This is a genomic window from Niastella sp. sgz303648 (assembly GCF_059587045.1).
Map to the genome: position 1 here is coordinate 560,396 of NZ_JCAPSW010000006.1, position 22,662 is coordinate 583,057.

The 22,662-nt window shown below is 41.9% G+C and carries 8 protein-coding genes; 7 read left to right on the forward strand and 1 reads right to left on the reverse strand.

Annotated features, from left to right (window positions below):
- Positions 1–154 precede the first annotated feature (154 nt).
- The 7 genes from AC59IL_RS20310 to AC59IL_RS20340 all read left to right on the forward strand — a co-directional run bounded on the left by AC59IL_RS20310 (position 155) and on the right by AC59IL_RS20340 (position 21,748).
- On the forward strand, positions 155–2,656 hold the full coding sequence (locus tag AC59IL_RS20310) for a hypothetical protein (protein WP_496554022.1): 2,502 nt from the start codon (positions 155–157) through the stop codon (positions 2,654–2,656).
- Positions 2,653–3,762: a hypothetical protein gene (locus tag AC59IL_RS20315; protein WP_496554023.1), complete on the forward strand. Its 1,110-nt coding sequence runs from the start codon at positions 2,653–2,655 to the stop codon at positions 3,760–3,762. Before AC59IL_RS20310 ends, AC59IL_RS20315 begins: the two co-directional genes overlap by 4 nt.
- On the forward strand, positions 3,763–4,332 hold the full coding sequence (locus AC59IL_RS20320) for a hypothetical protein (RefSeq protein WP_496554024.1): 570 nt from the start codon (positions 3,763–3,765) through the stop codon (positions 4,330–4,332).
- A 212-nt stretch (positions 4,333–4,544) separates the two neighbouring features.
- Complete coding sequence (locus AC59IL_RS20325; RefSeq protein WP_496554025.1) at positions 4,545–11,369, forward strand: carbohydrate binding domain-containing protein; 6,825 nt, start codon at positions 4,545–4,547, stop codon at positions 11,367–11,369.
- 42 nt (positions 11,370–11,411) lie between these two features.
- On the forward strand, positions 11,412–12,359 hold the full coding sequence (locus AC59IL_RS20330; protein ID WP_496554026.1) for a hypothetical protein: 948 nt from the start codon (positions 11,412–11,414) through the stop codon (positions 12,357–12,359).
- A 3-nt stretch (positions 12,360–12,362) separates the two neighbouring features.
- Positions 12,363–21,401 carry a polymorphic toxin-type HINT domain-containing protein gene (locus AC59IL_RS20335; protein ID WP_496554027.1) on the forward strand — a complete coding sequence of 3,013 codons (9,039 nt, stop codon included), beginning with the start codon at positions 12,363–12,365 and terminating at the stop codon, positions 21,399–21,401.
- Positions 21,398–21,748 carry a barstar family protein gene (locus AC59IL_RS20340; protein WP_496554028.1) on the forward strand — a complete coding sequence of 117 codons (351 nt, stop codon included), beginning with the start codon at positions 21,398–21,400 and terminating at the stop codon, positions 21,746–21,748. Before AC59IL_RS20335 ends, AC59IL_RS20340 begins: the two co-directional genes overlap by 4 nt.
- Before the next feature lie 97 nt (positions 21,749–21,845).
- Here AC59IL_RS20340 and AC59IL_RS20345 read toward each other — a convergent pair whose 3' ends face one another.
- A complete protein-coding gene (locus AC59IL_RS20345) occupies positions 21,846–22,271 on the reverse strand; it encodes a hypothetical protein (protein WP_496554029.1) in 426 nt (141 codons plus the stop codon).
- Positions 22,272–22,662: the final 391 nt, after the last annotated feature.

A 22,662-nucleotide genomic window follows, 5' to 3' on the forward strand; every position in this document is an offset into this window, starting at 1 on the left:
GGATATATAAATTTTTTTTAATCCGAAAGCTGCACGTCTATTGCCAAAATCTACACGGTTATGGGCAAAATCAACACGCTTATAAAATTTATTGTATGAATTATTTTTTAATCGGGATTTAATTCTAAATTCAACATGCCTAACTGCTTAAACCTTGATCGCCAAAACAACCATAACCTTAACAGTAACCTTTCTTATTAACCTTACTTATAGTAAGGCATTCTCTCAAACGGAGAACAATGTACCTCACATTGATACTACGGTTACAAAAAGCAATCACCTCATTCACGGTGTAGACAGTATTGCCAAAGGCAAAATCAATAATTACAAGAGTTCTATAAAGGATGTGTTCACCCTAAGAACACCTGGTATAAAATCAGATACTACGCCCACTCGCTTATTGGCTCCTTATTTTCAGATGAAGAACAGCGTACTTTCTAATTTGCAGGCACAACAGCGAAAACTCACCGACATGACCAGGGTAAATAACCTGTTGCCTTTGTCGGCCATAAATAAGAATCCTATCGCATTGAACCATACTGCTGCAGAATATAACAGAACCGATAACGAAGGCTCATATGTTACTCCCTCTGGCCGTACCTGGTACGGCGATTTTGAAGTAAGCAGCAGCTGGTCGATTGCCACCATACCTTTTGATGTTCATTTTAATAACCAAACCTGGAACGATGTTTCAAACAATAATTTTTCTAACCTCGCTGTTCAATTCAATAAAGAGGACTATTTGCAGCAGCTAAAGAAAAATCTGAAAGATAAATTCAATCCTGAAGAATTTTTAGCAACTGATATACGCAACCAGATTAACGGCATGAAACAACAGGCAGAGCAGTCGTTAAAAAAAGACCTCGAAAAAATAAACGAGGGCTTTGGCGATCAGCTGAAAGATAAGATCGGTGAGCTCGGCGACTTAAAAACAATGATGTCGAAAGATGTTCATTCTGTGCGTGAGCAATTGCTGAATAGCCAGTATATACAATCTGTTGCCGACAAAGAAAAGCTGCTGGCCGAATTGCAAAACAAAAAAAATACAGGCCAGCCCGTTAATGAAAATGAACTGCAGCAATTACAACAGGATGTAGCAAAAGTAAAAGGTGTAAATGCGTTGGTTCAAAAGGTAGAAGAGTATAAAAGCAAATGGGAATCATCGGGCGTAACGAAAAAGATGAAGCAACTGGAGTTGCTTGATAAAAAGCAACTCGATAAAATTGCAAAAGACCCTGCTACTACAGTTAAACTGGCCAAAGAACATTTACAGCTCAACGGTTTACAAAAGCTTTTTTTGAAGCTCAACACACTTAATATCGGTCAAAATACTTTATCTGAAAGCCGGTTATCGGTGCAGCATTTGCTGAACAAAGGCATCAATACCGAAATCTTTGATAAGAACCGGTTTATGATGCTGGGAATGGGTAAGCTCAAAACCTTTAATTCGATACTCGATCAGCCATTTAGCAACAGCGTGCTTTCGAACGATGGTAATGCCAAAATGATCAGTGTGGGAATAGGCAGTAGTTCGGCCGCCAACTCACGCGTTTCGATAATGACCTATAACCAGTCGCTTGGTTCGTTAAACAATTTTGCTTCGCTGAGTGGCTTAACGGCTACCAACAGTTTTCGCAGCACAGTAGTTACCACCATCAGCAACGAAATGCCTGTTGGTGAAAGAGGTAGCATCACCGCTGAGCTATCGCGCTCGGCCACTACATACAACCAAACGGTTGAATCTGACAGCACCTTGCCTGGCAAAACTGCCACACAACGTATGTTGAATTCAGACAATTTATTGAACAGCATGGCCTTTGCCCTGAAGTACGAAGATGAACTGGTTGATCAGGATTTATCGTACGGAGTGCATGCGAATATGACTGCACCAGGATATACCAATCCCGGTAATTCGTTCTTAACCTCGGGTGGTAAGGAGTTTGGATTAAATGTTAAGAAGTCGTTCTGGAAAAGAAAACTTCAGGCATCGGTAAAAAGCGATATGCGCGAATATAACTTTAGCGATGAAGGCGATAAAGTGTGGCGAAATTATTATACGGTGATGGATGTGCGTATGAAATTAAGGAAGGGGCAGTCTGTTGGCCTCCGCTACATGCCCAATAAAATGATCAGGGTACAGGATGGTCAAAAGAGTACCGTGACCTCATTGGAAAGATTAAGTGCCGATGGTACTGTGGCGCAAAGGATTGCAGGCATTTATTATCGTAACAATGTTACCCTTGCCTGGCAAAAAAATAAGTATGTATTGGGAAATGATCCGGTGTTGAATACTTCTTTAACCATGTCGAGCTTTCAAAACATAACACTCAACAGCAAATTGCTTTACCTGAATACGCAGTACGACTATGTTAATAATCATTCGCAGTACGTGTATTTCAATTCCTCTTTTTTAACAGAGGCCGGAATGACTTATCTGTTATTGAAAAAGATCAGTTTATCATCATCGCTTTCATATAACAGTGTAAAAGGCTGGTACAGCCAGGTAGGCATTAAACAATCTGTTTCTGGCCATCTGAATGACCGGTTTAATTTCAATATCTATGTTGATGCCAGAAAGAATTTGAAATTATATCAGCCATTGTTATATGGCTTGTTCCGTACCGATATCAGCATTAATTATTTGATTAAGAAATGAAATGTTGTAAAAATATAGTAGCGTTTTTTGTTTCCTTCCTGCTGTTGCTGGCAACGCAGGGGGTACGGGCACAGATTGCTGTTAATTTTTCACCGGCGATATATGGTCAATCGCTCGATGGGTTGGCTTATGCACAGATCATCAGCACATCACCCACTGATCTGCATGCAAACCTGACCATCAGGGTACGGCAGGGCCGGATGAATGTAGTTACTGTGAAAACGGGCTCGTTATTAATTCATCCCGGCGCCAATGAAATAAACAAATCCGCATTTGCTACAGCACGCTTTGCGTTTGGCAATAATAATTTTGGATTAACAGCCAGTCAAACCGGAAAGTTTCTGGAAGGCGAGTATGAATATTGTTATGAGTTAGATATTTCTGATGCAAAAGATCCGCGTTTGCCGCCTGTATTCGAAAATTGCTTTGTGCAACAGTTGCAGGCGCGAACACCTTTGTTGCTGATAAATCCTGTTGATGGCGATGAAATTTGTAACAGACGGCCGCAATTCATATGGCAGCCTCCTGTGCCATTGCCCGTAGATGCGCGCTTTCGGCTGGTATTAACCGAAGTAAAAGATAAGCAGGATATTGTAGAAGCCATCACCTTTAACCCACCTGTTGTTAACCAGGCAAATATTGCAGGTAATACTTTGTTTTATCCTACCAATGCTCCCGAATTAAAAGAAGGGCAAAAGTATGCATGGCAGGTTGTGGTATATGCTGCGCAGGCTATACTGGCTCGTTCAGAGGTTTGGACTTTTACTTATAAATGTCAGGATAAGGGGAGAGATGTAACAAAGGATAGTTATCGCGAATTAAAAGAAACCGAAGGAGGTGACTTTTATATTGCCGATACCTGGTTGCGTTTTTCGCTGAACAATCCGTATGCTGCAGGGGAGCTTAATTATTCTATTGCCGCTATGGATGATCCGGGTAAACCTGTTAAAGGGTTACCAAACCTGAAACTGATGCCGGGTCTGAATAAGTATGATATTGATCTGTCGGAGAAAAAAGATTTTAAAACAGGCAAAGAATATATACTGATCGTTCACCTGCCTAATAACAGGGACCTGCGATTACGGTTTATTTATAAAAACGAATAAATGCTTTTAAAGAGGATTATCGGTTATTTTTTGAGTACGCTTATTATCAGTTGTACACACCGGTCGCCTCAGCAACGGCTGGCCGATTTTATCAATGACCCTGACAACAAAATAGTGCAGTCGATAAAAGTTGGCGATGTAAAAGTAATTGCCAAATGGCTGCCTGATCAATATCGCAACAACCAATTGGCAACAGGCAATAGTCAATTGGCAAATAACAATCCGCAACCCGATATCCATCCATCCCATGAAGACTACTGTTATTTTAACGTAAGGTTTGAAAAAACGACAGTTAAAAAAACGGCAAACGACAAAGTGTTGTACCTGAATTTCGATATGCAAAACGACTTTAGGTTGGTGTGTGCAGGTGATTCATTAAGCCCGGTAATATGCCAGAAAATTGAAAATGGCATTTCTGGTAGCTATGAATATATGGTAGCATTTCAAAACGACGACACCCGGTTGCAAAAGAGTGATTTTACTCTTTACTACAAGGATAAAATTTTTGGCCTGGGGGATATAGCGTTTGTGTACAGCCAGAAAGATATCCAAAAAATTCCTGGTCTTTAAATCCTGAGCGAATCCGGTAGCTATCGGATGAGCGAAGTGAATCCTGCGATAGTTTAAAAACCATCGTAACAGGATGCAGGGAGCCTATTGTCTAAAAACTAAGCTGAGTGGCTCCGTGATGAATGGAGTCGAAGCGTTGCAAGACTATAAAAAGCACTGAGCGAAGCCTGCCCGACTGCCGGCGGGTCGATGTGCCCATCAATATTTTTCTAATGAAACTAATTGCAAAATACCAGAAACCAATTGCTGCATTTCTATTGCTGGTTATGACCCTTGAACTGATAACACCGGCAACAGTATATGGATTAACCTCAGGTCCTTCACAGCCCGAAATGCATGGCTTTGAACCAATAGGCAATTCCGACATGGTGGATCTTTTCACCGGCGACTTTTCGTATAACATTCCGTTACTCGATGTAGGAGGGTATCCGGTAAACCTGGCCTATCATTCCGGCTCCGGCATGGATGATGAAGCCAGCTGGGTAGGAACAGGCTGGAGTCTTAATACCGGTTCGGTAAACCGACAACTAAGAGGGTTACCCGATGACTTTAACGGCAGCGACAAACAGGAACGCGAATTGTCGATGAAAGATCATATTACTAAAGGTGGAAGATTTTCTGTATCACTCGACCTTTTAGGAATACCGGTTTCAAAAGTTAATAAGAAAAAGAAAAAGAAGAAGCTCAATTTAACGCTTACATTAAGCGCGGGCGTTAAGATTGATAATTACAGGGGGGTAGGAGCCGAAATAGGCGCAAACGCGGGTGCATCGCTTACTGATTACGTAGCGGGTGAGTACACGCAGAAAAAAGAAGATTCTGCGGCCTCAAAACCGCTTGGCTTGCCTTCTGTAGGGGTGAACCTGAGCTCATTCGATGGCGCCAGCGTTTCATTAAATGCGAACATTCTGAAAAAAAGTTTTGACCAGAACGATAAAACACATAGCGTATCAAAGTCTATTGGATTCGGTTATAACTCGAGGTCGGGTTTAACCGGTATGACGCTAAGCTCTTCCTTTAGCTCAGCCAAAGAGATAACAACTGATAAGGGCGTTAAAAAAATGGTCAACACTTACGAGCAGGGCAGTAACGCATTTATTTCCTTCAACAGCGATTCCTATACACCTACTATCGATCATGATATGAAAAACACCTCCTACACTTTATCGGTGAATGGAGGCGGTGAGTTATTTTTTGCATATCTGGGAGCAGGTGTTACCGGTTTTTATTCAAAGCAGGAAGTGGCAAATCACACAAAAAGTTCTGCTGCCTACGGTTATTTAAACAGCGAAAAGGGCGCCAATGATAATTATTCGCTGATGGATTTCAACCGGGAAAAAGATATTCCGTATAACAATCAGGTAAAGTATTTACCTATACCCATACCTACCTATGATTTATTCAGCGCTTCGAGCCAGGATGGGGGAGGGCAGTACCGGTTGTATCGCGGAAGTTCAGGTGTGTATTTTGATCCGCGTGCCGAAAATAAGAGCAATGATTTTACCGTAGGTATTGAAATAGGAGGTGGCGCCTACTTTGATGTAGGAGCCGATCTGTATTTTCAACATATAGAAACCGTATCGCGCAAATGGAAAGACCGGAATAATTTTCTGGGTAAGGGAGATTTTCTGGGCCGGTCAACAGCTTCTCCATTGTTTGAGCCGGCATATTTCAAAAGAATAGGTGAGCCGGTTCCATACGACAACGGTTTCATCAACAAAATAAAAGGCACCGATCCGGTGGCGGTCAACCTTCCCGCTAAAGTATCTGATGCTATCAATGGTCCGGCAGCTTCTGATCTGCTCAGAACAAAAAAATCACCAAACGGCGAAAACACCGAAGTGCTGAAAAGAGATAAACGCGAAGTGCGCAATACTGATTTCAGTTATTTAACGGCTGCAGAAGCAACCAACCATGCACTGGATAAAACCATTAAAGATTATCATCCCGATTCATTGGTGCTGAACGATTGCAATACCAGTGGCATCAAAAATACTTTTTCAAGAGTAGGCGATTATCGTAAAGCCAATCATTTTTCAGAGATCACTATTACCGGCGATGATGGCAAACGATCGGTATTCGGTATTCCGGTGTATAATACCTATCAGGAAGAAGTATCGTTCAGCATAGATCAAAACCTGTCGATGCGTAATAAAGGGCTGATTCAATACAACGATGGTTCTGATAATACTACCGGTAATTCAAAAGGACTGGAGCATTATTACAGTAAAGAAAAAACGCCGTCTTATGCAACGTCTTATTTGCTTACTGCTATCCTTTCGCCCGATTATGTAGATAAAACGGGCAATGGGGTAACCGATGATGACCTGGGTACTGCCGTAAAGTTCAACTATTCAAGGTTAGATAATCTGTATAACTGGCGCACGCCCTTTGCTTTTGGGCAGGACACGGCTAATTATAACGAAGGTTTCATGAGTGATCCTATGGACGACAAAGCCAATTATGTGTATGGCCAAAAAGAAATCTGGTATTTACATTCCATTGAATCAAAAACCATGGTGGCGCATTTTATAATGGGCGATCGTGATGATGCTTTGGGGGTACAAAATAGTCGTGGAGCTGTAGATGTCACACACAAATTAAAATATTTAAAAGAGATCAGGTTGTATTCGAAATCTGATCTGCGGTTGAACAATAATAACCCGGCTATAACAATACCTATAAAGGTGGTTCATTTTGAATATGATTATTCGCTGTACAGAGGTTTGCCCAACAGTGTTAATCATAACGGTAAACTAACGCTAAAGAAGGTATATTTCACATTTGGCGTGAACCAAAAGGGAAAGCTCAATCCTTACGAGTTTACATATGATACAACGGCCTACAATCATTACGATTACCGTCAATACGATCGCTGGGGCACTTTTAAAAATGCTGCCGATAACCCGGGTGGTTTAAACAACTCTGAATTTCCTTACACACTGCAGGATACGGGGCTCACTAATAAATATGTTTCAGCCTGGCAAATGACCGATATAACATTGCCATCGGGTGGAAAGATCCATGTTGCCTACGAATCCGACGATTATGCCTGGGTGCAGGATCGGCGCGCTTCGCAAATGTGCATGCTGCAGGGCGTTGGTACACAGGGTTCATCCACAGGTCTTGCCAATGCAGATTATATATATGTTACGCTGCCTAAAACTGTTAACAGTCAAAGCGAAATGCTGGAGCGATATTTTGAAGGAATTGAAAATTTGTATTACAAGTTTCTGCTCGACCTTGATAACAAGGGCCACAAGGAGTTCGTTCCAGGCTATGCGAAAATTATAGGTACGCCTCAGTTGATCGGCAATAATATTGCAAAAATACAGGTTGAAAAAAAGAGTGGTACAAACACCATTGCCAAATCGGGCTGGCAGTTTGTGCGTATGAGTTTGCCAAAATATGCTTACCCCGGTTCTGATAATTATTTAGATGATGGTTCAAACCTGAAGAAAGCGGTAAAAGCCCTGGTAACAGCGTTTGGCACCATCAAGGAATTGATTTATGGTTTTGACAAAAGAGCTAAGAAAAATCATTATTCCGATAATGTTGATCTGTCTAAGTCATGGGTTCGCTTGTGTTCGCCTGAGTGGAAAAAACTGGGAGGTGGCAGCAGGGTAAAAAGAATAGATATTTCTGATGACTGGGCTGCCATGTCGGGTGCCAGCGGGGCAAAAACAGCAACCTATAGCCAGATATATGATTACACCACTGTGGATAGTAAAGGAAGAACTATTTCAAGTGGCGTTGCTTCGTACGAACCATTGCTGGGTAATGATGAAAACCCCTTCCGTCAGCCCATTCGCTATAAGCAAAAGGAGTTTCTGGGGCTTGATAATTATTATTACATCGAAGAACCTTTCGGCGAATCGTTCTTCCCTGCAGCCAGTGTGGGATATAGCAGAGTATCTGTAAAATCAATAGGGGCCGGTGATGCAGAAACGGTGAATCGAACCGGGGTTACTGTAAGTGAATTTTTTACTGCCAAAGAATATCCTACTCAGGTTAACATAACAAGTTTACAGCAACGCAATCCCGGCACCGGTAAATTGTTTAAGCTCATCAGCAATAAAGAAGTTGAAAACACCGGGCTATCGCAGGGGTATTCTATCGAATTGAATGATATGCATGGAAAGCCCAAATCGGTGAAGGTATTTAACAAGTCGGGCGAGAATATTTCAAGCATGGAATATTTTTATCAAACCGAGAATGAGCTGGCAGAAAAGAAAAAACTCCGGAACAATGTAAAAGTGATCGGCAGCAATGGAGTTGTATCCGACGGCACCATTGGCATGGATGTGGAAATGTTTAACGATATGCGCCAGCAAACCACCGATAACCTGGGGATTAGTGTAAAAGTGAGTGGTGGCTCAGGCATGATCCTTATTTTCCCCCTGCCTTTCTTTTTCCCTGGTATTGGCGTGAACTACGACAGGCGCTGCTACCGGGCTGCTTCAACCGTAAAAATTATACAGCGGTTTGCCATTCAATACAAAACCCGCAAAATGGAGAATGGTTCTTCCATTACCAGCGAAAATTTATTGTGGGATGCCGAAACCGGCAATGTTTTACTTACCAAAACACAAAATGAATTTGACGATCCGGTGTATTCCATGGCTTACCCGGCGCATTGGGTATATGATGGAATGGGGCAGGCATATCAAAACCTCGGAACCATATTCAGTAACTTTTCTACGGGCAGCAATGGCGAAATAACCAATTCGGCTTATAGTTCCATATTAGTGCCCGGCGATGAACTGATTGATATCGATGCAGGTGCGAAGTATTGGGTAATAAACTCACCTGTCAGCAGCGTATACAGCAAACGGTTAATCGACAAAGACGGCAACCTGCAACAGATCAGCAATCAAACGTTAAAGGTGCTTCGTTCGGGCCGCAGGAATATGGCCAATGCAGGTATTGCTACTATTACTTCATTGAATAATCCCATTGTTGGCGACAGGCTTGATGTAAGCCAGCTTACCAAAGTGCTGGATGCAAAAGCTACCGTGTTTAATGAAGAGTGGAGCGTGCCTTTTTATTGCGTTACCTGTCCTGATGGATACCAGAAGTCTGCTGATGGAAGTTATTGCTATATAGAAACACATCCTGATTCAACAGCAGGTTGCTTTACTGTATGCCAGGGTAGTCACGACGGCAGTTACTCATCTCAGGGAACCTTTATATATGCTCCCGGATATAATACCAACGGTACAGGTACAGTAGTTGACTCCGTTACAAATCCTTATAATGAGATTTGGGTGGGTGGTTCATGTAGCAGAGGTAATGCTTCATTTGCAGCCAGGATGGCTGTACAACAACCGGCAACAACCGGTACAGATTCTTCGCAAATGACCCTGATGACCGCCCGCTCTGCGGTTACTACTGCTGATGCCAGTATCGCTGCAGCGCCTACAGGTTGTTTGGGTGATCCTGATACAGCCTGGAACACAAGTTACTGTGGTCCTTTACACCGCAGCGGTATCTGGACCTGCCAGAGTTATGTTTCTTCATCTAACCGCACTCCAACCGGCCAATGGCTTGGTTTCTCGAGGTGCGTTACTGTTAATGCCACTAAAACATATTATGTAGGGATTGCCGGTGATAATATGATTAAGTTTACTGTAGACGGAAAAGTGATGTTGGATATTGAAACGTGTAGTAGCCAGAGTCCTTTTAACAGATGGCGTATTTATCCAATTGAATTAACTGCAGGACAGCCTCATATCATTGAATTAATGGGTTATAACTGTGGAGGCCCTGCTTCTTTTGGCGCTGAAATATATGATAATACAGTTTCGGAACTGGTTAATGCAACAAGTGTTGATGCATTGAACCTTGTTTTCAGCAGCCGGCAAATGGTGGGGCATAATTTAGATATAGGATTATATACCTGTCCCAGTGGTTATGCGCTGAATGCATGCACATCACCCTTTACCTGCCGGCTAATTCTGCCGATCAATAAAACAATAAACCCCTACTATACCGGATTAAAAGGTAACTGGCGTCCACAGTCCCAATATGCTTATCAGGTAGCCCGCGAAAACATAACCGGTAACACGAATGTTTTTGGCAGCACGAATATCAGGAAATCAGGCGCCTATAGCATATTCAATCCATTCTGGCAATATAATTATACATCCTCCGCATGGCAAAGCAATCCGGCCAGTGATCAGCGCTGGATAGCTGCGAATGAAGTCACCTATTTTAATACAAAAGGGCTGGAAGTTGAAAATAAGGATGCATTGAACCGGTACAGTTCTGCTTTGTTCGGATATCTTGAATCGTTACCTGTAGCGGTGGCATCAAATGCACAATACCGCGAGATTGGGTATGACGGATTTGAAGATTATGGGTTTACGTTGGATTGTTCGCAACAAAGCTGTGATTCGGGTCACTTCTCTTTCCGTAAACTGTTAAACGGCTCAACGATAACTACTACAACCACCAATGCACATAGTGGTAAATATAGTTTGCAATTGAATGGTTCTGTAACCTTAACCAAATCAGTGTACACCGCTTCTACTGATCCGCTGTATGCTTTTGATAATGGCAAATATGTTTACAAGACGAACGAACTGGCAAAAGGCTTTTCACCCATTCCCGGCAAAAAATACGTACTGAGCTTTTGGGTGAAAGATGGCAGCCCCCGCGATGCAACTACCCAGGTGCAGGCGATAGTAAACGGAACCAATCTGGTTAATAGTTCTGCCAAATGGCCCATCGTAGAAGGCTGGAAGCGCATAGAGGCGTCGTTTGTATTGCCATCGATGGCAACCGGTTTTTCGTTGCAGTTACAGGGTAGCGGCACCATTTATATCGATGATATACGTATACATCCGTTCGACGGACAGCTGAAATCATTTGCGTATGACCCATCGAGCCAGCGCCTGTGGGCCGAACTGGATGAAAACAACTTTGCTACTTTTTATGAATATGATGATGAAGGCATTTTGATACGGGTGAAAAAAGAAACCGAGCGCGGCATTATGACGATACGCGAAACGCGGTCGTCGTACAGGAAGAGGTAATAGAGCTCCGGCCTTCAGGCCGGAGAAACAAAAATTAAAAACATGCAAACAGGAAACAAAATATTGAAAACAGCAGGCTGGATAGCAGGCATCGGCGCGCTGGTGTTGATTTGCTCGGTGGCCGTTACGCAATATCAGAAAAAGTATGCAGCACAGAAAAACCAGCCGGTTGCTGTTAACAATGCCAAAGAACCCGAAAGGTCTGCTGTGCAGGACGAAGACAGCGTTGAAATAGTGGGTACGCCAACAGGCGATGATCCGTGGAAGGAAGTGGCCAAACTGGTAGATGCCTATTACTTAAAAACCGGTATGGAATACAAAGGGTCTATTAAAGTAATTGACGATAATGGCGATAAGGAAAAGGTGCTCGAAGTACAACCTTTTGAATACACCATACTGAACCAGGATTATTATTACCGCCTGGCGCACATGGAAGTGGTAAATAAGAAGAACCTGCTGATGGCCGTGGATAATGAAAATAAAACGGTAAGCATTGCTAAAAGCACGGTATTGCATAAAACCAATAAGATGTTCGATATGCGGGCCTTTAAAAAAGTAATGGAAAAAGGAAAAGCGCATGCACTGGTTACCCGCTACGGAGATGAAAAGATACTGACCATTGATAATATTGGCGATGCCGACATACAGGGTTATCGTATTTATTATTCTCCACAAACCTATCGTGTTCATAAAATGCTCATAGGCATGGTTCGGTTAAGCCCCATTGATGATGACGAAAGCAGCGATCAGGATGCGGACAATGAGAGTATACAAAAAGCTCCTGCTGAACCCAAACAAAACAGTGAAGAGGAGGCAGAGATCACAAGCTATTATTATTATCTGGAGGTGCTGTTCACACAGGTGCAGCCATTGGCATTGAAGGAAAAAGATTTTAATCCTGAAAATAAATTTATACAGGTGCAAAATGGCGGTATAACATTAACGCCTGCTTTTAAAGAATACCAGTTATTAAATACCATTGAACCCTAACTTATGTTATCTGGCTACGTAAAAAAATATTACCTGCTTCAGGCAAAAACCTTACTGGTTATTGTTGCAGGCCTTTTATTGACCATAAAAGCCCGTGCTACTGAGGAGCCCTATATGAATGAATTAAGAGGTGCTCAGGTAGCAGTGAATAATTCTTTTACAGTTGCAGATGAAAAATACGGGAATGCAACCGCATGGGGAGCAATCAGTCAAACTATTTCTGTAAATAATATTGTTTCCTTTGAGATAAATTTTGATACCTCTATTTACTTTTATAATCAGCCTTTTGACTGTACGGTTAATTTTAAAATCTATATTTATGGTAATTCAGCCGATACCAGCCTCATAACCGATTCGGTTACCCACTCCAATATATCGTTACAGGTACGTTACGATACAACAACCGGTAAACCTTATAAGGGTATTGCCATGTACAAGTTTACCGGCGCTTATAAATACAAAGTAAAGATACTTAGCATAACGTCTCCGCAGCTGAGTCCTATACTGGCTATCTTCCGGTTGAAAGGACAGATCATAGTTGGCAGGCAGTATACCTTTGCTGATAATAGTTCGGATGTAACCCGGTATTCCATTGTAAATGGTAATCAGTTGAAGCTTGAATGGACGCCTTCTGCTTACCCGGGGTCTGAGCAATTCGACCTTGAATATACGCATATAGATGGCGCCAGTATGATAGCCGCATCTATCAGAATTTACAGTGGTAGTGGTGGATATACCGTACCGGTAGATTCACTGAATAAATGGTTTTTAAACAACAACACAAGGATTACCACAGCTGCATCAAATTATTTATTCAATATTCCGTACGACAGCGGATTTATTTTGTTCAGGATCCGCGGGGTGCAGATCCATTATCCCGATGGGGTTCGCTGGGAAGGCAACTGGAATTACCTGGCCCATGAAGCATCGGCCGCCTGTACGGCGCCTGCCTGCCCTTCGGGAGTGGTGTTTTTCAATCCGCATGAAGCCAATCTCAACTGGCAGTATACCGTAGCTTTTGCCGAAGAAGGAAAGAAAAAGGAAGTGATTAGTTATTTCGACGGAAGTTTGCGCAATCGCCAAACAGTTACTATAAATAATACTGATAATAAAAATGTTGTTCAGGAAACCATTTATGATGCCCTGGGCCGGTCTGCTGTAAACATTCTACCAGCGCCTACCGACGACAGCACCATTCATTATTTCAGAGGATTTAACAAAAACAAAAATGGTGAACCCTACAGTTATACCGATCTGTTATATGGGACTAATTGTTCAACCGCTGTTGATTCTGTCACCAATGTGTCAGGGGCGGGGCGTTATTATTCAGCTAACAATCCGTTTTTAAACACCTACTATTATGCGAAATATATTCCGGCGGCTGATGGGTACCCGCTCGCCGCTACCGAATATATGGCCGACAATACCGGAAGAATAAAAGCACAGGGTGGGGTGGGCCCAACTTTTCAATTGAACTCAGGCCACGAAACAAAATATTTTTACGGTAAACCCTCTCAACCTGAATTAGACAGATTATTTGGCACCGAGGCAGGTAACGCCAGCCATTACCTGAAAAACATGGTAATTGACCCCAACGGGCAGGTTACTGTAAGCTATGTGAATGCGGAAGGTGAAACAGTTGCCACAGCGCTGGCCGGTGGTGCACCACCGAATCTGCACGCTTTACCGTCTACTGCCGGAGCCAGCACCCAGGTATCGAGTGACATGATGCAGCCGGAAGATTTTGTACGAAATGCCGAAGATCATTCTGTGGCAGCTACCTCTACTTTTCTGGCACCGGTTACCGGTACCTATGCATTGAACTACCGCGTTGACCCGTTGCGCATGGAAAAATTATACGGTCCCAATAAGGATAGTATTATTTGCAGTAACTGCTATTACGACCTGGTTATAACGGTAAAAGACAATTGTAATAATATCGTTGACTCTGTAATGCGTGGAGCAGGCTTTGTGTTTGATACCGCCTGTTCCAACCCCCCCGGCTCCGTTCAGGGAACCCTTAATGTGGCCATCAATTCCATTGGGGAATATTATGTTACCTACAGGCTGGTAGTAAGCCCCGATGCATTGGATTTTTACGACAGCGTACACCTCGTAAAGAATTCAGATATTAAAAAACTGAATTATTTCTTACTCGAAGAATTAAAGAATACTGATTTTTATGGCTGCTACAGCCAGTGCGAAACCTGCCTCGATGCGCTGGGGACCAAAGATGAGTTTACACAACGCTTTAAAGTATTTTATACTACCGACTCACTGGCCTTTACACCAGACGATTCATTATTTGTTTTGAACTTATATGATTCGTTGTACAACCATTGTGTTTCAATACAGGGTCAATGTGCTACCAGTATATGCGATGAAAAGCTGGCGCTGTTGAAAATGGATGTAAGTCCGGGCGGACAATATGCTTTGTACGACAGCAGTAACAACTCTTTATTGGAAACTTCCATTAATGTTATTGCAAAACGCAGCCAGATAGCCTTCTTTACCGATGCTTATGGTAACCGCGACTCAGTGCAGTTACATGATATCAACGGTGAAGATTCGGTAAAGCTCGATGTAAAGGACCTGAGCGATTCGCTGTTCATTGCACATTGGCAGGACAACTGGGCCGATTCACTGGTGCGGTTGCACCCTGAATACTGTCATTACCTGTGGTGTATTACCAATTCTAACAGTTATGAATTTGATAGAAAGATCGAAGACTGGCAGGATGCAGATTCCGCTATGGCACTGGGATGGTTCAACCCCAAAGTATACGACACCATTCTGGCGCACGATCCCTTCTTTTTACCGGGTGGTAACGGGTATGCATTGCGTAGTAAAATGAGCGATGCCCTGCGGCAGTTTTCGCGCACCTATGCCGGTACCTCAAAACCCGACAAAAATATTTTACAGTTTATTGATATCATATTGTATTGTAATAATCAGTACAATGGATGGGAAGCCTGCAATCCCGATAGCGCCTGCCGCAGCCGCAATCGCGAGTGGTTCTTATATCAACAACTATACCTGAACCTGAAGCAGAAATTTTATGAAGAGGCGCGGCGTACCAGCACCAATCCGGTATTTGCCAACTGCGTGAATTGTTATATTGGTAAGGATGTAGCTCATTTTTCAGACACTTGTGATGCCCCCCCGGTGTCTCAATTCTCCATGGAACATTGTGAGGGATATCCGATCGGAGAACTTGACTGTGTAAATTTTGTTTATAACGGTAGTACACCAATCACCAAAACGCTTTATCTGAAATACAGGTTAAGCAGTAGCGGGTTTATGCTTTGTTTTGACGAACACGGAAACCAACAACCATGCCCGCCAACCTATGATTATGTGACTTTTAGTCCTGGTGCAACCAGCGTTCAGTTGAGTTATTCTGTTATTTCTAATAATCCCGATCTAATTATATCTGTAGGTTGCCAACGGGATCCAACATATGTTCCTTTTACCGATTCTTCTACCTGCAACTATCATTGTCCGGGCGGTATATATGATCCTTATGACAAGAATAATATTTCGCTGTACGTAGAATACGGCAATCCAAATACTGCTCCAACAGGAACACCTGCGGGATACGGAAACTGCCGGTTCTATAGTAATTATCTTTTACAAAAGGCCGCCAATAGCTACTGCCAGTTGTATAATGTATGGGTATGTACCTACGATTCAACCTGTGGTGGCGTGTGTGCGCCTGCTACGGTGTATCCGTCGCAATGTCCTGATAATCCCAATGCTTCGCTGTACCAGAACAAAGTACGCCGTTATCCGGAATATGTAAATGCCGATGAATTTGTGAATAGTGTATTGAGCAGTAACCCGCAGAAGAACTCGGCTGATAATGCGCAACAGGTTATCAGCGAATGCCAGAGCAACTGCGAAGCGCAGGCCGATATCTGGATCAACCAGTTAAAACGTTGTACAACCGATGACGGTAAGCTCGCGCAGTTAAAACAGGCATTGATCAATATCTGTTCAGCAGGTTGCAGCGTCGACCGGCCGTTTGGTTCTTCAACAATTCCGTCTACAACAACGGGACTTTACCACAGCTTTGAAGAAGCCATTATTGGTATACTGGGCCCCGGATCTGTAAATGATTCGTGTACCGCTGAACTGCTGTCTAATCCATATCCCTACGACAAACAACCGGCGTATAACCAACGCACCATTGTGCAAACCACGTATGAAATATGCCAAAAAATAGGGCAGTATAAAAAAGCCTGGCAAACAAGCGGCTTTAGCGGTTCATTCCATCGCTACCTGCAGCAGGCGCTGGGTACAGGCTATGACCTCGATTCAACCGAATTAAACGACCTGCTCAACAGCTGCAGCAATTGCAATGGTATCTTACAAAACGATGTGGAATTGCCGTTGGCTTTTGAACCCAATGCACCGGTATGCCTGTTGTGCGATTCGGTGCAAACTGCCCTAACCGCGTTCAAAGCCAAATTTCCCACGATCGATACAACCCGTGATGATTATGAACAAATATTTGCGAACTTCTTTAATCACCGGTTTGGTTATTCGCTTACATATGACGATTACCGGTCTTATCTCGACAGTTGTTCGGCCCATCCGTTGTATACGGTAAGCTTGTGCAACAAACCGGCAACGCAGGAAGCAACCATAGATAATAACAACGATGGTTGCATGGCCGATCTGTTTGCTACGGCGCTCACCAATGCCAATAATACCTATATCGCTTATATCGATTCGGTGCGCCGTGATTTCCGCGAGGCCTATATGACTCGCTGTTTGAATGTGCAGCCGGCATTGACCATGACGGCAGAGTTATTTGAATATCATTATACACTGTATTATTACGACCAAAGCGGCAGCCTGGTAAAGACCATACCACCCGAAGGCGTAGTGCTGCTCGATAATAATGGACTTGATCTGGTAAAACAATACCGCCGGTTACAGAATGAAGGCTGTTACCAGTATTCGGATAGTATTCATTTTAATAACAACGGACAGATCACCTGGGCGGTAGCCGATACGTTTGAAGCAAGACCGTACACCGGCGAAATGATGCTGAACCTCGATGCTTATGCCAACCAGGTGCTGATATCAAAACTCAGTGAGTACACATATGACACCACCGGTGGCGTAAGCTTCTTCTATCGCCATGCTGGTTTTGTAGTAAAGGTCGAAAACAATAAACTGGTGGTAGATGTAATGGGAATTGGCGCCGATACCGTGCAACGAAAGGCAACGGCTGTATCTGTTTTAGATATTCCGGCTATTGTTCCCTTGCATCAATGGACGCATGTGGTGGTCCAGCGAACAGGTTACTCCAATGCCCCAATTCTGGTATGGGTGAATGGTAACCCAATAGCGTTGCAATTTACTATAAATGACCTTGATAGTGCATCCAGATTAGCCGGCAGTGCATCACTGATGGTAGGTTCGCATAATGCCGCACATTTAACGGTGCCTGGCAAATTGCAGGGAACCATAAAGAACCTGCGGATCTATAATCGCCTGTTGTTGCCATCAGAGATACGGCAAAACACATACAACTATTGCCAAACGCCTGCCAGCACAAACGGCTTATTGTTTTGGAGCGCCATGAACAATGCCACAAATAATCTGGTGCGTGATTTAATAACGCAGCAGGATGGAACTCTGACAGGCTTTACATGGCAACCGTTTAATGGGGTATTCCCGGCACATAGGTTGCCGACGGTGTATGCGTATAATTCATTAGGTGGGCTATTGCAACAATACTACCCCGATGGAGATACCACTCAATTCTTTTATGACCGACTGGGACGAATAATTGCTTCCCAGAATAAAGAACAAAAGGATAATGCCTCTTATAGTGGTGCCGCCAATCGTTTCAGTTATACGAAATATGATGCATTGGGACGTATTATTGAAGTGGGTGAAAAATCAGGGGCGACTACAAATATTCGCACTATTAACCTGCTTGATAGCACAGCTGTAAATAGCTGGCTATCTTCAGGTACCGACAGGCAGATAACCAGAACAATGTATGATGATCCGGTGAATCTTACCTTGCAATCTTCCACTACTTCCCGAAAAAGGGTAGTGGCTAGTGTGTACCTCGAAAACAGAACAGATGCAGAGGCTGATTCCACTCTATATAGTTATGATATCTTAGGCAATGTGAAAACACTGGTGCATCACTTAAAAGCCCTCGTAGCGGTAGATGCCACTAATGGTAAAAAACGAATTGATTATGATTATGATTTAGTGAGTGGTAAAGTAAATATGATAAGTTATCAGGCAGGTAAAGGCGACCAGTTTTTTTATAAATACCAATATGATGCTGAAAACCGAAATACAAGGGCTTATACTGGCCGTGATAAGCTTATCTGGAATGAAGATGCCAGCTATAAATATTATCTCCACGGTCCCTTGGCTCGCACTGAATTGGGGCAATTAAAAGTACAGGGTATTGACTATGCATATACACTTCAGGGCTGGATGAAAGGGATAAATGGAGATGCATTAGATGCAACAAAGGAAATAGCAAATGACGGGCAAGTCAATACTATGTTTAGTCGCGTATCACGTGATGTGTTCAGTTTGCAATTGGGTTATTATAACAATGACTATAAACCTGTAGGAGGAAATAATGCACAAGCTTTTAGCCAGCATGTTTATCAGTCGCCTTCATCATTAAATGCATCAGGTAATCAGTTGTACAATGGAAATATTAGTTACTCCACATTGGCTTTATCAAAAATAAATAATGGAACAACTACTGGTTATACATATGGCTACGATCAGTTAAACCGGCTTACGGGGATGCGACAGCATACCACAGGCAGCACCTGGAGTAACAGTAATATCATTAATGCATATAGCGAATCCATTGCGTATGATGCAAATGGGAACATTCTCAAATATTTGAGAAGAGGTACCGACGCTATGGGTATGCCTTTGGATATGGATAGCTTGACGTACGGTTATAACCGTGATGTCAATGGCAATATTGTAAACAATAGATTGAACTATGTCAGGGACCAGATTAACGCTACTAATTATAATGTAGATATAGACAATCAGGCGGTTAATAATTACCAGTATGATAAAATTGGAAATCTGGTTAAAGATGTGGCAGGAGGCCTCGATACAATCAGGTGGACGGTTTACGGAAAAATAAATCGCATCGAAAAGACCACCACTGCAACAACGATTAACTATAGTTATGATCCTGGAGGTTATCGAACAGTAAAGCAGGTTGCTACTCATGATACCGTCAACAGCACGTATTATATTCGTGATCCAAAAGGTAACGTACTAGGGATATATGTTTATACCTCTTCTCCTTCGGAAGGCGCTGCATTAAAATGGGCCGAGCAATATATATATGGAAGCGGCAGGATTGGTATGTGGCAGTGGGACACCATAGTACCAGGCTCTCCTCCTGTAGTACAAAATAATAATTCCATTTATGATAGCTTTCTGCTTGGCAGTAGAACATATGAGCTAAATAACCATTTGGGAAATGTACTGGCTACCATTAATGATGCTAAGACTGGTATTCCTGGAAGTGGTGGTAATACTATTGATTACTATGTGGCTAATGTATTGACGGCTAGTGATTATTATCCTTTTGGCATGCAAATGCCAGGACGTATCTTTAACAGCGGAAAATACCGATATGGCTTCAATGGAAAGGAGAAAGATAAAGACATTAGTACGGATGATTATGATTTTGAAGCAAGGATATATGATGCAAGGATTGGGCGATTTTTGAGTAGAGATCCATTGGAAGAGGAATATGAAGATATAAGTCCTTACGCTTTTGCTTCAAATAATCCTGTATATTTTGTTGATGAAGATGGTGAATTTCCCAAGCCTTCAGAAGTGTTAGCAAAGTTTGGAATAAGTTTATCACCTTTTCAGGCGGGTTTCATAGATGGGTTTGTAGGAAAGCTTACTATTTGGGATACTCTTAAATTTATTGGAGATTTATATGAAAACGAAGATGGATTTAGAGGCAAGGTTTGGGAAGGTTTAAAACAAATTGCTGCACATCCGATTGAAACAGTAAAACAGATTGTTACCGATAAAATTGAGGCTTATACAGCAGTATTTAATGGCTCAGGTACAGATGACCAGGAATATGAAGTAGGAAATGACGTAGGGGGATTCGTTGGAGGTGTGTTTAGTGGGGGTACGATTGTCACAGTAATGCAAACCCTTGAAAAAAATACTGCAAAGAAAATAGAGAAAGTTGCTGAGAAAGCCGCTGAGAAAACAGTTCAAAGTACGGCCAGTGCTACTAAAACTGCGGAAAAAGCAGCCGAAAAAGTAGTTCAATGTAGCGGAAAGAAATGTTTTGTTGCGGGTACCAGGGTATTAACTGTAAACGGATTAAAAAGTATTGAAGATATCAGAATTGGGGATTTTGTTTGGGCTTACGATTCTGCGACAAATACTAATAGAAGAAAAGTTGTAATTGAAACACCGATAAGAACCACTAATCAGCTGGTAAAACTTATCATAGCCAACGATACTCTTCTCGCTACAGATGAGCATCCGTTTTGGGTAAACAATGGTTGGCTATTTGCAATCAATATAAAAAGAGGTGATAGTGTATACCTTTATAATCATAGAAAGATAGTTGTATCAAATGTAGAATTAAAAGATACTTCTGCAATTGTTTATAACTTAACGGTTAGTGACTTACATAATTATTTTGTTGGAAAACAAAATATCCTTGTTCATAATACTGGCTATGGAAGCTTAGATAAAATTGAAGGGGCAGCTAAGCGGAGGAGGATAAAAAATATACTCGATGATATTGACAACGGGAGGAATCCGGGGTCGGTTTTTAAGAATAAAGATAAGGCTCTCCCAACTGTTGGGAAGGGTGGGAAAAAAATTACTTATACGGAACATGATTTTGATAAAGTGCCTACTGCAGCACAAAAAGTTAATGGAGCAACTAGAGGACAGAGGAGAGTTGTTGTGGGGAGTGACGGTAGAGCATACTATACAAATAGTCACTACCACCCTAAATCATTTAAAAGAGTACGATGAAATCAAGTGAAACCAAAAATGGCAGAATATATTTCGTTACCACAGTAAATGCGCTTAAGTGTATTACTGTAAAAGGGCTATTAAAAGAGTTTGCAAATTGTTTCGATTTTCCAGATTATTTTGGTTATAATCTGGATGCGCTTGATGAATGCATGATGGATTTGGATTGGCTTCAGGAAAAGAATTATAAAATAATAGTGCGGAATATGTCAGTTCTCAAAAAAAAGGATATTAGACAAGCCGATCAATTAGAAGAATACTTAAACGATTATAAGGATTATTGGGATGAAAAAAAGAAAAGACTGAAAAGCAACCTTGAGTACGACTTTATTGTCGAATATGAGTAATTTTTGTACTCCAGAATAAAAACTGCATTTTCAGTTTGACAAACCCATTGGCGTAATACTAAATTGTTTTAAGTACCTGGTTCTGCTTTACTGATTTTTAATACCCTTTATTTTTGAGTCGTTGTGCAATAAGTTCAGCCGATTGTTTACCAAACTCATTGCTTGCGGTATAGATTTGTTCTTTGACTATGGGCTTAAACCTAGGTATCCTGCCGGGTTTAGCGTTGTTTGCAAGTTCAAGAAGATGTTTAATCTCAGCTTGTGTATAGTTGTTATCAAATATTGAAGCAACTTTGCTTAAATACGGGCAGTAATCAATTGAGCTTAAAATCTCATTCCAGACTTGCTGTGGTACAGCCGGCTTCTGTTTTTTATAAAATTCAATGCCGCTGCCAGCCATGGTTTGAATATTATTTTTTATTTGCAAAACTTCAATAAGTTTTTGTACGTCCTGTGTTTTTGTTGTTTGCGCAAAAAGAGTAATCGGAAAAAGCAAAAAGAGAATAAAAACAGTCTTTTTCATAAAAAACGATGGCTTTTGTTTTGATTAAATTTAGAATGCAAGCTCGTAATACTTAACAATATTGTTAATAGCTTTTAGCAAAAATAGCTTTTAAAGATATCAAATACCAGGATTGAAAATTATTATCAATAGAATGTTTAATGCAGTGTAATCCAATAAATAATTAGAGATGTAATATCCGGCTTCTGGCGCATATTAATAATTGTTGCTACAAACTTATTTGATAGCACGTGGACTCTTTTTGCGATGTGGATGGGCGCAGATGTGGAGGTTTAGTTTACTAATGCAGTGAAGTTATATTTTAATTCAGGAATAAAAATCAAATACAGGGTATAGGCTATACGAAATGATGGGCATAATCTGACATTAATAACAATCAAACTTTAATAAA